Here is a 13,114-nt window from a genome sequence, read left to right on the forward strand (position 1 = left end):
CGGCTTCTTTCCACCTCGATCCGCCGCTCCGGCCGTGCGAGCCCCGGCGAGGCCGCTCAGCCGCCCGACAGGACCTTGACCAGGTCTTCAGCCGTACGGCAGCGGTCGAGGAGCTCCTTGACGTGATTACGCGTTCCGCGAAGCGGCTCCAGGGTTGGGACGCGCTGGAGCGAGTCCCTGCCCGGCAGATCAAAGATCACCGAGTCCCAGGAGGCCGCCGCGACGTCGTCCGCGTACTGCTCCAGGCAGCGCCCGCGGAAGTACGCGCGCGTGTCCTCCGGCGGCTTAGTACGGGCCCGCTCGACGTCCTGCTCGTCCAGGAGGCGCTTCATCTTGCCGCGCGCCGCCAGGCGGTTGTAGATGCCCTTCTCGGCCCGTACGTCGGCGTACTGGAGGTCGACCAGGTGCAGCCGGGCGGCGTCCCAGTCGAGGCCGTCACGGCGCTGGTAGCCCTCCATGACCTCCCGCTTGGCGACCCAGTCGAGCTCTCCGGAGAGGCTCATCGGGTCGTTCTCCAGGCGGTTCAGGGTGTCCTCCCAGCGGAGCAGGACATCCACGGTCTGGTCGTCGGCGTCCGACCCGTACCGTTCCTCCACGTACTTGCGGGCCAGCTCGAAGTACTCCATCTGGAGCTGGACAGCGGTGAGTGTCCGGCCGCTGCGGAGCGTGACCAGGCGCTTGAGCGTGGGGTCGTGCGAGACCTGGTGGAGGGTGCGTACGGGCTGGTCGACCGCCAGGTCCACGGCGATGAAGCCGTCCTCGATCATCGAGAGGACCAGGGCCGTCGTGCCCAGCTTCAGATAGGTCGAGATCTCGGAGAGGTTCGCGTCGCCGATGATCACGTGCAGCCTGCGGTACTTCTCGGCGTCCGCGTGCGGCTCGTCGCGCGTGTTGATGATCGGGCGCTTCAGGGTGGTCTCCAGGCCCACCTCGACCTCGAAGTAGTCGGAGCGCTGGCTGAGCTGGAAGCCGTGCTCGTGCCCGTCCTGACCGATACCGACGCGGCCCGCTCCGGTGACGACCTGACGTGAGACGAAGAACGGCGTGAGGTGGCGCACGATGTCCGAGAAGGGGGTCTCCCGCTTCATCAGGTAGTTCTCGTGCGTGCCGTACGAGGCGCCCTTGTTGTCGGTGTTGTTCTTGTAGAGGTGGATCGGCTGGGCGCCGGGGAGCTGGGCCGCGCGCTCGGCGGCCTCCGCCATGATGCGTTCGCCGGCCTTGTCCCACAGGACGGCGTCCAGCGGGTTGGTGACCTCCGGCGAGCTGTACTCCGGGTGTGCGTGGTCCACGTACAGCCGCGCCCCGTTGGTGAGGATGACATTGGCCAGGCCGATGTCCTCGTCGGTGAGCTGGCTGGAGTCGGCGGACTCGCGGGCGAGGTCGAAGCCCCGTGCGTCCCGCAGCGGGTTCTCCTCCTCGAAGTCCCAGCGGGCGCGGCGCGCCCGGTGCATCGCCGCCGCGTACGCGTTGACGATCTGGGACGAGGTGAGCATGGCATTGGCGTTCGGGTGGCCGGGGACGGAGATCCCGTACTCCGTCTCGATGCCCATTACTCGCCGTACGGTCATGCGGCCCTCCTTGCCCGGCAGTGCCCTCGGTCGGGGGCGCTGCTCAAGTACCGCTCGTTCTCCGGCGCGTGTGCGGTGCCCGTCCCCGCACTGCGCGACTCGGCGGTACGAAAGAGCCTAGAACGCCTTTGCACTGGTGGGGAGATCATTTGCGTCATTGCCTCGCTCCAGCCGTGACCCAAAAAACAGTCGGCTGCGGGTACCCACGGAGGGCACCCGCAGCCGCCCTGTCTTTTACAGGTACTGACCGGTGTTGGCCACCGTGTCGATGGAGCGTCCGGTGTCCGCGCCCTGCTTTCCGGTGACCAGCGTACGGATGTACACGATCCGTTCGCCCTTCTTGCCGGAGATTCGGGCCCAGTCGTCCGGGTTGGTGGTGTTCGGCAGGTCTTCGTTCTCCTTGAACTCGTCCACGCATGCCTGGAGGAGGTGGGAGACCCGAATACCCTTCTGGTTCTGATCGAGGAAGGCCTTGATGGCCGCCTTCTTGGCACGGCCGACGATGTTCTCGATCATGGCGCCGGAGTTGAAGTCCTTGAAGTACAGGACTTCCTTGTCACCGTTGGCGTAGGTGACCTCGAGGAAGCGGTTCTCCTCGGACTCGTCGTACATGTGCTCCACGGCGGTCTGGATCATGTTGTTCACCGTGGCCGCCCGGTCACCGCCGTGCTCACCGAGGTCGTCGGAGTGCAGCGGAAGGCGCTCTGTCAGGTATTTCGCGAAGATGTCCTTCGCGGCCTCGGCGTCCGGGCGCTCGATCTTGATCTTCACATCGAGTCGGCCGGGGCGGAGGATGGCGGGGTCGATCATGTCCTCGCGGTTCGAGGCGCCGATCACGACCACGTTCTCCAGGCCCTCCACGCCGTCGATCTCGGCGAGCAGCTGGGGGACGATGGTGTTCTCCACGTCCGAGCTGACGCCTGATCCACGGGTGCGGAAGAGGGACTCCATCTCGTCGAAGAAGACGATGACGGGGGTTCCCTCGCTGGCCTTCTCACGTGCACGCTGGAAGACGAGGCGGATCTGCCGCTCGGTCTCACCGACGTACTTGTTCAGGAGCTCGGGGCCCTTGATGTTGAGGAAGAAGCTCTTGCCCGTGGCTTGTCCGGTCACCTCGGCGACCTTCTTGGCCAGCGAATTGGCTACAGCCTTGGCGATGAGCGTCTTGCCGCATCCGGGGGGCCCGTACAGCAGGACGCCCTTGGGCGGCCGCAGTTCGTGCTCCTTGAAGAGGTCGGGGTGGAGGTACGGGAGCTCGACCGCGTCGCGGATCGCCTCGATCTGGTTGCCCAGGCCGCCGATCTGCTCGTAGCCGATGTCCGGGACCTCTTCGAGGACGAGTTCCTCGACCTCACTCTTCGGAACGACTTCATAGACATAGCCGGAACGGGGTTCGAGAAGCAGGGCGTCGCCAGAGCGGATGACGATGTCCAGGAGCGGCTCGGCGAGCCGTACCACCCGTTCCTCGTCGGTGTGCCCTTGCACGAGGGCGCGTTCACCGTCCTCAAGGATCTCCTTGAGGGTGACGATCTCGCCGACGCTCTCGTACTCCATGGCCTCCACCACGTTGAGAGCTTCGTTGAGCATCACTTCCTGGCCGCGCCTGAGCTCTTCGAGCTCCACGCTGGGGCTGACGTTCACCCGGAGCTTGCGGCCCCCGGTGAAGATGTCCGCCGTGCCGTCCTCGTTGGCCACGAGGAAGACACCGAAGCCTGCCGGCGGCTGTGCGAGCCGGTCGACCTCTTCCTTGAGGGCCACGATCTGGTCGCGGGCCTCACGGAGCGTGTTGGCGAGCCGCTCATTCTGCGCGGACACGCCGGCCAGGTTCGTCTGCAACTCGACGATCCGCTCTTCGAGAATCCTCGTGTGTCGCGGAGAGTCGGCGAGCTTGCGTCGCAGGACGGCGATCTCCTGCTCAAGGTAGGCAACCTGCCCGGCGGGGTCATCGGACCCTCTTCCCGGGCGGATGCCGCGGTTCATGTCGTCGTCGTGGGCTGCCACGGTCCTCACCTCCTCCAAGGGGAGCTGGACGCTTCCAGACCCTACCTGGGTGGGTGTCGATTGAAACCCCTAGATCATAAAGACTGTCGGGGTGTGTCCGATCTTCACCCTTGCGCTCTCCCTCACGCCAGTGGAATACCCACCCAACATGATTGGGAAGCGGACGGAGGTAGGGTCGAAGTGTTCAACACCCGTCAGAGCTGGCCCGACTTGCTGAGATATCGGGTGGTTCGGCGCAGGAAACGGCAGGAGAAAAGACCGTGCAGCAGGAGGCCGGAACCAGCGGCGAGGCGCTTGAGGTCTGGATCGACCAGGATCTCTGTACCGGAGACGGGATCTGCGCCCAGTACGCGCCCGAGGTCTTTGAGCTGGACATCGACGGCCTGGCGTACGTGAAGAGCTCCGGCGACGAGCTGCTACAGGCCCCGGGCGCCACAACGCCCGTACCACTTCCGCTTCTGCGCGATGTGACGGACTCCGCGAAGGAGTGCCCGGGCGACTGTATCCACGTACGTCGGGTTTCGGACAAGGTCGAGGTTTACGGACCTGACGCGGAGTGACGCGCGGAGCACCCCGCGTCACCGCTGTCTGCTTGCTCACACCCTCCGCGGCGCGGAGGGTGTTTCCGTATGCCCGGAGCCGTGCAGGACGTTCACACGCTCTGGGCTCCGGAGGGCGTCGAACGGACGAACGCACCGTTCTTCCACTGCCACTTGGCGAGATCCTTCACGTCCGGGCAGCAACTCGGCACGTCGGACGAGGAGTACCCGAGAAGGGTGGCGGTGACGGCGCCGTCACTCAGCGCGAAGTCGGTGACGCTCAGGCGGTCCTTGGGGTCGACCAGGGTGGCCACGACGCGGGGCTTGGACTCGTCCACGGCCTGAGTGAGGACGTAGACACCGTTGGGCGGGGTGCCCGAGCCCGCGTCGCAGCGGACCACGGCCACGGTCTCGGGGCGTCCGTCGCCGTCGAGGTCTCCGGAGGCCTTCTTCTGGACGAGGACTTTGATGGGCCCGCACTCGATCGGGAAGTCGACGCCGGCCGGATCGGGGGCCGCGGCGGCGGCTTGGGCCGGCTTCGCGTCGGAGCTGGGCTGGGCCGCTGTGGCCGGGTCGGGCTGCAGTACGGAGGAGAGCGCGACGACTCCGGCGATGGCGGTGGCCGTGGCGACCCACTGGATGGGGCTGGTGTGCGTGTGTGCCAGTTCCGGGACGGCGGATTGCTGCACTAGGAGTGTCTCCCGTGAGGGCTGTGCCGGTGGGGGTGTCCCGCATGGTGCCACACGTCACACTGCGGCGGAACGGCGGGTCCGGAGTTCTGACGTACTTCTGGCGGCGTGTCAACAGGAAAGCGCTGTGGCCGAGTTCCCGGGCTCTCCCGGGAACTCGGCCACAGTTGTGGTGCGTTGGTTACGTCAGCGACCCATGCCGCCGTCGGCGTTCGGACCGGTGTAGTCGTCGCCGTAGGCGCCCTTGGAGGGGCGGCGACGGCGCATGGGCGGTTCGACGCCGTCCGCGAGGCGGCGGGCGGTGAGCAGGAAGCCGGTGTGGCCGATCATCCGGTGGTCCGGGCGGACGGCCAGGCCCTCGACGTGCCAGTTGCGGACCATCGACTCCCAGGCGGTCGGCTCGTTGAAGGAGCCGATCTCGCGGATGGACTCGACGGTCCGCGCGAGCTGGGTGGTGGTGGCGACATAGCAGCAAAGGATGCCGCCGGGGACGAGCGCCTTGGAGACGGCCTCCAGGCACTCCCAGGGGGCCAGCATGTCGAGGATGACGCGGTCGACGTCGGTGTCCGACAGGTTGTCCTGGAGGTCGCCGATGGTCAGCTGCCATGCGGGGTGCTTGTCGCCGAAGTAGCGCTCCACGTTCTGCTGGGCGATCTCGGCGAAGTCCTCGCGGCGCTCGTAGGAGTGCAGCATTCCCTGGTCGCCGATGGCGCGCAGCAGGAAGGCACTGAGGGAGCCGGAGCCGACGCCCGCCTCCACGACGCGGGCGCCGGGGAAGATGTCGGCGAAGGCCAGGATCTGACCCGCGTCCTTGGGGTAGACCACGGCGGCGCCGCGGGGCATGGACAGGACGTAGTCGGGGAGCAGGGGGCGCAGCGCGAGATAGGCGACGTTCCCCGTGGTGCGGACAACGCTGCCCTCGGGAGCACCGATCAGCTCGTCGTGCGGGAAGGAACCTTTGTGGGTGTGAAAGTTCTTTCCGGCTTCGAGCGTGAACGTGTAGTGGCGGCCCTTGGGGTCGGTCAGCTGAACCTGGTCCCCGACCTTGAAGGGCCCGCGCCTGCGGGCGGCACCGGTCGGTTCGGACATGTGACCAGCCTACCGGTCCCGCAAGGGGCACCCGACCACCGCGCGGGCCACCGCTAGGCGGGCCGGGCCATGGCTTTCACGAAGGCGCGCTCCACGTCGGCGGCGGACAGGACGCCGTAGATCTCACCGGAGTCCTCGACGACCAGGTACTCGGTGGCGGGGTTCGCGCGCAGGGCGTCGAGGAGGTCCTCGCCGGCCAGCTCGGCGGAGACGCGCATGCCGTCGGTGAGGTCCTGGGCGAGGCCGCTGACCGCGACCCAGGGGCGGCGGTGCTCGGGTACGCCGACGATGGCGGCCTCGCGGACCAGGGAGAGCGGCTGACCGTCGGCGTCGACCACGACCAGGGCGCGGGCGCCCGCGTCGTTGGCGCGGCGCAGTGCTTCCGAGAGCGGGGTGCTGGTCTCGACCGGGACGGCGCGCCGGGTGAGCGCGCGGGCGCGCAGGTCCGGGAGGTGTTCGCGCAGGCGGGCCATCCGAAGGCTGTTGCCGGCGCCGGTCCAGATGATCGCGGCGAGAATGGCGGCGAGCAGGGCGTCAGTGACGGTGTCCATGCCGCCGATGTCGTCGGGGGCCTCGCCGAGCGCTCCGGTCTGGGTGAGCAGGGGCAGCCCGATGAGGACGGCGACGGCGAGGGCGCGGCCCACCCAGGCGGCGGCGATCGTGCCGCTCATCGGCCTGCCGGTGATCTTCCAGACGACCGCGCGGAGCATGCGGCCGCCGTCGAGTGGCAGCCCGGGCAGCAGGTTGAAGGCGGCCACGATGAGGTTGGAGATCATCAGGCCGCCCAGCAGGACGCCCGGCACGGTGCCCGGCTCGACGGCCCGCATGGCGAGGTAGAAGAGGCCCGAGAGGACCAGGGAGAGCAGCGGCCCGACGAAGGCCAGTACGAACTCCCGGCCCGGGGTCTCGGACTCCTTCTCGATCTCCGAGACCCCGCCGAAGAACTGCAGCTGGATCCGGCGTACCGGCAGCCCGAAGCGCAGGGCGGCGACCGTGTGGGCCAGCTCGTGGACCAGCACGGAGGCGTAGAAGGCGACCGCGAAGAAGAGGGAGACGAGGTAGCGCAGGCCGCCCAGTTCGGGCAGCACGCGGTCGAGCTGGCCGCCGAACACCCAGGTGATCAGGGCGGCGACGAGGAACCAGCTGGGGGCGACGTACACGGGTACGCCGAAGGGGCGGCCCATGAGCAGTCCGCCGCCGGGGCCCTTCTCGCGGCGCGGCGGGCGTCCCTTGCCGGTGCCGGACGTGGCGCGCGTCCTGGCGGCGTCCTCTGTACCGGGTTCACCCGGGGCACCTGTGTGCGGACGGGCGTGGTCAGTGGGGCCTTGGTGGGCTTGGGGCTCGTCGGAGGGACTGGGGGTGGCCGGGGGTTCGTCCGAGGTGTCGGTGCCGGGCTCGGTCCCCGCCACGGGCCGGGGGGACTCGGTGCTGCCGCCGGACTCGGTGCTGTCGCCGGGCTCCGTGGGTGTGGGCTCGGTGGGTGCGGGCTCCGTGGGTGTGGGCTCCGTGGGTGTGGGCTCGGTACGTGTGGGCTCGGTGGGGCGCTCGGGCCCCTCCCCTTCAGGGCGCGTGGCGTCCGCGGCCGGGCCCTCGGAGGCCTGCGGCCCCTCGTGGCGCTCGGTCGCTTCGTCGGTACCGGAGCGCGGCTTTCCGCTCCCGCCGCTCTCGTCCACGATGTCCCCTCGTTCGAAGCGTCCTCCGCTCCCGATCATGCGGAGCAGGGTCTGTGGTCGATGGTATGCGGCCGTCGCGGCGCGTTCCGCCCCGGCACCCCCTCTGTTTTCCGCGCCGTTCAGCGAGCCCGCGGCCGTATCACTGTCAGTGGCGAGCCGTAAGGTCTGTCGTCATGGAAACCAGCACCGAAGGCGCGGCTGAGACCGGCAACGCGGACGCGCCCGCCGAAGCCGTGGCGACGGTGGCGGCCCTGCCGCCCGCGTCCCTGTCGCCGTCGCGCGCGAGCGACTTCATGCAGTGTCCGCTGCTCTACCGGTTCCGGGTGATCGACAAGCTCCCCGAGAAGCCGAGCGAGGCGGCCACCCGCGGCACGCTGGTGCACGCGGTGCTCGAGCGGCTCTTCGACGCGCCGGCGACAGAGCGTACGGCGCCGCGCGCTAAGTCCTTGATCCCCGGCCAGTGGGACCGGCTGCGCGAGACCCGGCCGGAGGTCGTGGAGCTGTTCGCCGACGACCCCGAGGGCGAGCGGCTGGCGCGCTGGCTCACCGAGGCCGAGCAGCTGGTGGAGCGCTGGTTCACGCTGGAGGACCCGACTCGGCTCGAACCCGCCGAGCGGGAGCTGTTCGTCGAGGCCCAGCTCGACTCCGGGCTCAAGCTGCGCGGCATCATCGACCGCGTGGACGTGGCGCCGACGGGCGAGGTCCGGATCGTCGACTACAAGACAGGCAAGGCCCCGAGGCCCGAGTACGCCGAGGGTGCCCTGTTCCAGATGAAGTTCTACGCCCTGGTGGTGTGGCGGCTGAAGCAGGTGGTCCCGCGCCGACTCCAGCTCGTCTATCTCGGCAGCGGCGACGTACTGACGTATGACCCGGTGATCGAGGACCTGGAGCGCGTCGAACGCAAGCTGCACGCGCTGTGGGAGGCGATCCGGGAGGCCACCGAGTCGGGTGACTGGCGGCCCCGGCCCACCAAGCTCTGCGGCTGGTGCGATCACCAAGCGGTATGTCCGGAATTCGGCGGTACTCCCCCGCCGTATCCGCTGCCGGTCAGGGCGCCGGAGTCCGGTGCCGTCCAGCAGGGCAGAATGGGGCCGGACTAGCGAAGGAGACTCACGTGGCCATCCGCGTCCTACTGGTCGACGACCAGCCGCTGCTGCGCACCGGCTTCCGGATGATCCTGGAAGCGGAGCAGGACCTGGCGATCGTCGGCGAGGCCGGTGACGGTCTCCAGGCACTCGACCAAGTCCGTGCCCTGCAGCCCGATGTGGTTCTGATGGACATCCGTATGCCCCGGATGGACGGTGTCGAGGCGACCCGGCAGATCACCGGCCCCGGCCGGGACGGTCCGGCGAAGGTGCTGGTGCTGACGACCTTCGACCTCGACGAGTACGTGGTGGAGGCGCTGCGCGCGGGCGCCAGCGGCTTTCTGCTCAAGGACGCGCCGGCCAACGAGCTGGTCCAGGCGATCCGGGTGGTCGCCTCGGGCGAGGCGATGCTCGCGCCGAGTATCACCCGCCGCCTGCTCGACAAGTACGCGAGCCATCTGCCGTCCGGCGACGACCCGGTGCCGGACACCCTGCACACGCTGACCGACCGTGAGGTCGAGGTGCTGAAGCTGGTGGCGCGCGGGCTGTCCAACGCCGAGATCGCGGCCGACCTGTTCGTCAGCGAGACCACGGTCAAGACGCATGTGGGGCACGTGCTGACCAAGTTGGGGCTGCGCGACCGGGTGCAGGCCGCGGTGTACGCGTACGAGAGCGGGCTGGTGCGACCCGGCGCGCAGTAGACCGTACCCACAGCGCAGAGGGCGGCCCCTTCCTCCGGGAGGTAGGGGCCGCCCTCTGTGTACGCCGAGCCGGGGTCAGTCCTTGCTGATCTCCCAGAAGCGGAAGACGGTCGAGGCGTCGAGGCAGTACTCCAGGCCGTAGACGTTGTCGCGGATGACCGCGTACTGCTTGGCCTGCCAGAGCGGGATGATGGGCAGTTCGTCGGCCACGATGTCCTGGAGTTTGCCGTAGTCGGCTTCGGTCGAGCCGCGGTTGCTCTCGGCGGCGGTCTCCGGGATGAGCTGTCCGGTGATCGTGCTGTTGGTGTAGTTGTTGCTCAGCACGTTGCCCTTGCCGAAGAAGGGGGCCGTGAAGTTGTCCGGGTCCGGGTAGTCGGGCACCCAGCCCTTCACGTACACGCCGTACTTGCCCTTGGCGATGTCCTTCTCGTACTGGTCGAAGGCGACGGACTTGACGGTCGCGTCGAAGAGGCCGCTGGCGTTGAGCTGCTTGGCGATCGCCCTGAACTCCTGGTCGGTGGAGGGTCCGTAGCGCGACGGCGTCGACCAGAGGGTCAGCTTCACCTTGTCGGTGATGCCGTCGGCGCGCAGCTCGGCCTCGGCCTTGGACCGGGAGGGGTCGGCGCCGTAGGTGTCGAAGAAGGCCGTGTTGTGGCCTGCGATGCCGGCCGGGATGATCGAGTAGAGCGGCGTCGCCGTGTCCTGGTAGACCTCGTCGACCAGGGCCTGGCGGTCGAGGAGATAGGCGATGGCCTTGCGCACCGAGAGCTTGCCCGCCACCGGGTCGTTCATGTTGAAGACCAGGTGCTGCACCTCGGCGCTGGTGCCCTCGACGACGTTGACGCCCTTGCCGGTGGAGGTGTCGTTCTCGATGTCCGCGATGTCGTCGGCGGCGAGGCCTCGGTAGGCGATGTCGATCTCGTTGTTCTCCAACGCGTTCTTCAGCGCGGTCTGGTCCCCGTGGAAGAACTTCAGCGTCACACCGGAGTTCTTCACCTTGGCGGTGCCCCGGTAGCTCTTGTTGACGGAGAAGACGGCCTCGTCCTTGCGATACGAGTCCAGCTTGTACGGGCCCGAGCCGACGGCTTCGTTGTCCGTGCGCAGTCCGTTGTCGGCGTACTGCTGGTGGTCCACGATCGAGCCGGCGCCGGAGGCGATCTTGCTGGGGAAGGTGGCGTCGGCGTACTTGAGCTTGAAGACGACGGTCGTGGCGTCCGGTGTCTCCACCTTGCCGAGCATGGGGAACATGATCGCGGGACCGGCGTCGTCGTTGATCTTCAGCATGCGGTCGAAGGAGAACTTGACGTCCGTCGAGGTGAGCGCGTCACCGTTGCTGAACTTCAGCCCGCTCCGCAACGTACACGAGTAAACCGTCGTGGTCGCGTCCGTGAACGAGCACTCCTTGGCGGCCTCGGGTTCCGGCTCCGTACCGCCCTTGGGGAAGCTCAGCAACGATTGGAAGACGTTGTTGAACAGCAGCCAGGATCCTGGGTCGTAGCCGGACGCCGGGTCGGTGGCCAGGACGTCGTCGGACATCCCCATCACGATGGAGGAGCCATTGCCCGCCGAGCCGCCGGACTGCGAGCCGCAGCCGGTGAGCAGGCCGACGGCCAGCCCCGTCGTGACGGACAGGACTGGCCACTGGTTTCGCAAATTCACGTGCTGTGCCTTGTCGTTGATTCTCGGGAGCGGCCGGATCTCGCCGGTGCCGGGCCCGACGTCGGGCCCGGCGAGGCAAGTCCGTCAGCCGCTCACTCCGCGGCCGAGCTCCCACAGCTGCAGGGTCGAGGAGGAGTTGAGTGCCCATTCAGCGCCGGTGATGTCGTCCCGCGCGGCGATGTACTGCTTGCCCTGCCACAGCGGCAGCACCGGCACGTCGGTGGCCACGATGTCCTGGATCTCGGTGATGCTCTTCGAGGCGGTCAGCCGGTCGGCCTCTTGGCGGGACTCCGGGATCAGGGTGTCGATGATCGTGCTGTTCGAGTAGGGCGACTTGAGGAAGTTGTCCTTGTCGAGGAACGGCGCCAGGAAGCTGTCGGCGTCCGGGAAGTCGGGGAACCAACCCATGCCGAAGACCTCGTACTTGCCCGCACGCTCAGCGGGGACGAACGTGTCCCAGGCCGCGCCCTTGATGTCGACGTCGAACAGGCCGCTGGCGTTGAGCTGCTGCTTCAGCTGCTCGAACTCGTCCGCGGTGACCGAGCCGTAGTGGTCGGTCGTGTAGTTCAGGGTGAGCTTCACCGGCGTGACGATGTCGGCCTGCTCCAGAATCGTCTTGGCCTTGCTCACGCTCGGCTCGCCGTACTTGTTGAAGAACGAGTTGGAGTGGCCGGTGATGGTGGCCGGGACCAGCGAGTAGAGCGGGTCGGCCGAGGTGCCGTAGACCTTGGAGACGAGCTCGCCACGGTTGATGACCTGGGCCATCGCCTGGCGGACGGCCGCGGACTTCACCGACGGGTCGTTGGTGTTGAAGGCCAGGTAGCGGATCTCCAGGCCGGGCATCTCGATCAGGTCGATGTCGCTGCCCGTGGCGCTGCCGAGCTTCTTGATCTGCTCAGGCGTCATCGAGCGGGTCATCAGGTCGATGTCGCCCTTGTTGAGCGAGGTGCCCATCGTGTCGGCGTCCGCGAAGGAGCGCATCTCGACCTGGCTGTTCTTGGTCGTCAGAACACCCTTGTAGTTGGGGTTCTTGGTGAAGACGGCGTTGACGAGCTCGTCGTTCTTCACCTCGGCCTTGAATGTGTACGGGCCGGAGCCGTCGATGCTGAACCCGTTGCGCAGCTTGCCCTCGTCGTAGTCGTCGGGGTTGACGATGCCGGCGACCGGGGTCGAGAGCTTGAACGGGAAGGTGGCGTCCGCGGTCTTGAGGTGGAAGATCACCTCGCGGTCGCCCTGGGTCTCGACGGTGTCGATGGTGGACAGCAGGGCGAAGACACCACTGTCGGCCTGGATCGAGTTGGCACGGTCGATCGAGTACTTGACGTCCTTCGCGGTGACGGGGTCGCCGTTCGCGAACTTCAGGTCCTTGCGCAGGGTGCAGGCGTAGCGCTCGTTGCCCGTGTCGGTGAAACCGCACTCCTCGGCGGCCTCCGGCTGGGGTTCGCCGTCACCGCGCGGGATGATCATCAGCGTCTGCACGGTCTGGCGGAGAATGTTCCAGCTGCCGACGTCGTACGCGTACGCCGGGTCGAGGGGAGCCGGGGCATCTTTCGATGCGATGAACCGGTCGGTGGTGCCGACAACGATCGGGTCGCCACTGTCGCTCCCGCCGTCGGACCCCCCGCACGCGGCGAGCACCGGGGCGAGCAGGCCGATCACGGCCGGCAGCACCAAAGTCTTGCGGTTCATGCTCGAGTTTCTCCAGAGCTGTAGATTCCGCGAGCCCGGCATGCAGGGGTGGTGCTGCGGGTCACGGGGATACGGCGATGTTCTCGCGACGACATTAGTCCGCACCGCCAGCGCGGCTCCCAGGGACTGGAGTTGAGTTCCCATCACGCTGTGATACCGGGCGTGGACACACCGATAACCCGACAGTGGAAGGATTCGTGCAGCGATTCACCAATCGGGACACAAGGGCACGTCACCCACCCCCGAAAGGGCGTCGATGGCATATGCCAGACTCGATGTCGACCCCCAGTTGAGTGGTGAACGTCACACAGGCAACTCGGCCGGAGAGTACCGGAATTCGGCCATCCGGCCCGTGTTCAATTCCCTCGGGAGGATTCGTCGCAGATCCACCGAGGGGTGCGCGGGCCACATCGCGCATTCA

At 67.8% G+C, this 13,114-nt stretch carries 10 protein-coding genes; 3 read left to right on the forward strand and 7 right to left on the reverse strand.

Features of this window, described 5'->3' with window-relative positions; all coding sequences use genetic code 11:
• Positions 1 to 56: 56 nt before the first annotated feature.
• Both dop and arc read right to left on the reverse strand, forming a co-directional pair.
• A complete protein-coding gene (gene dop, locus AB0N66_RS16960; RefSeq protein WP_365434736.1) occupies positions 57 to 1,568 on the reverse strand; it encodes a depupylase/deamidase Dop in 1,512 nt (503 codons plus the stop codon).
• A 234-nt stretch (positions 1,569 to 1,802) separates the two neighbouring features.
• Positions 1,803 to 3,569, reverse strand: coding sequence for a proteasome ATPase (arc, locus tag AB0N66_RS16965; RefSeq protein WP_365434739.1), 1,767 nt, complete (start codon positions 3,567 to 3,569; stop codon positions 1,803 to 1,805).
• Between the two features lie 260 nt (positions 3,570 to 3,829).
• On the opposite strand from arc, the gene AB0N66_RS16970 reads away from it, so the two are divergent.
• Positions 3,830 to 4,129, forward strand: a complete 300-nt coding sequence (locus AB0N66_RS16970; RefSeq protein WP_365434742.1) for a ferredoxin — start codon at positions 3,830 to 3,832, stop codon at positions 4,127 to 4,129.
• Between the two features lie 92 nt (positions 4,130 to 4,221).
• On the opposite strand, the gene AB0N66_RS16975 is transcribed toward AB0N66_RS16970, so the two are convergent.
• From AB0N66_RS16975 to AB0N66_RS16985, 3 genes are all read right to left on the reverse strand, one after another.
• On the reverse strand, positions 4,222 to 4,797 hold the full coding sequence (locus AB0N66_RS16975) for a hypothetical protein (protein WP_365434745.1): 576 nt from the start codon (positions 4,795 to 4,797) through the stop codon (positions 4,222 to 4,224).
• Between the two features lie 186 nt (positions 4,798 to 4,983).
• Positions 4,984 to 5,886: a tRNA (adenine-N1)-methyltransferase gene (locus AB0N66_RS16980; RefSeq protein ID WP_365434748.1), complete on the reverse strand. Its 903-nt coding sequence runs from the start codon at positions 5,884 to 5,886 to the stop codon at positions 4,984 to 4,986.
• Between the two features lie 53 nt (positions 5,887 to 5,939).
• Entirely contained in the window at positions 5,940 to 7,559 is a 1,620-nt protein-coding gene (locus AB0N66_RS16985) for a site-2 protease family protein (protein WP_365435269.1), read from the reverse strand.
• Positions 7,560 to 7,732: 173 nt separating this feature from the next.
• Between AB0N66_RS16985 and AB0N66_RS16990 the strand changes: the two genes are divergently transcribed.
• Both AB0N66_RS16990 and AB0N66_RS16995 read left to right on the forward strand, forming a co-directional pair.
• Entirely contained in the window at positions 7,733 to 8,659 is a 927-nt protein-coding gene (locus AB0N66_RS16990) for a RecB family exonuclease (RefSeq protein ID WP_365434751.1), read from the forward strand.
• A 14-nt stretch (positions 8,660 to 8,673) separates the two neighbouring features.
• The gene (locus AB0N66_RS16995; RefSeq protein ID WP_365434754.1) at positions 8,674 to 9,345 is read left to right on the forward strand and encodes a response regulator transcription factor; all 672 of its coding nucleotides are present in this window, start codon (positions 8,674 to 8,676) and stop codon (positions 9,343 to 9,345) included.
• Between the two features lie 75 nt (positions 9,346 to 9,420).
• Here the strand turns inward: AB0N66_RS16995 and AB0N66_RS17000 are convergent, their stop codons facing one another.
• Together AB0N66_RS17000 and AB0N66_RS17005 are read right to left on the reverse strand one after the other, a co-directional pair.
• Positions 9,421 to 11,004, reverse strand: coding sequence for an ABC transporter substrate-binding protein (locus AB0N66_RS17000; RefSeq protein WP_365434757.1), 1,584 nt, complete (start codon positions 11,002 to 11,004; stop codon positions 9,421 to 9,423).
• A gap of 84 nt (positions 11,005 to 11,088) precedes the next feature.
• Positions 11,089 to 12,693 (reverse strand): ABC transporter substrate-binding protein, encoded by a 1,605-nt coding sequence (locus AB0N66_RS17005; protein ID WP_365434760.1) that lies wholly within the window; start codon positions 12,691 to 12,693, stop codon positions 11,089 to 11,091.
• Between the last annotated feature and the right edge of the window lie 421 nt (positions 12,694 to 13,114).

Source organism: Streptomyces sp. NPDC093544, from assembly GCF_040683495.1.
GTDB lineage: Bacteria > Actinomycetota > Actinomycetes > Streptomycetales > Streptomycetaceae > Streptomyces.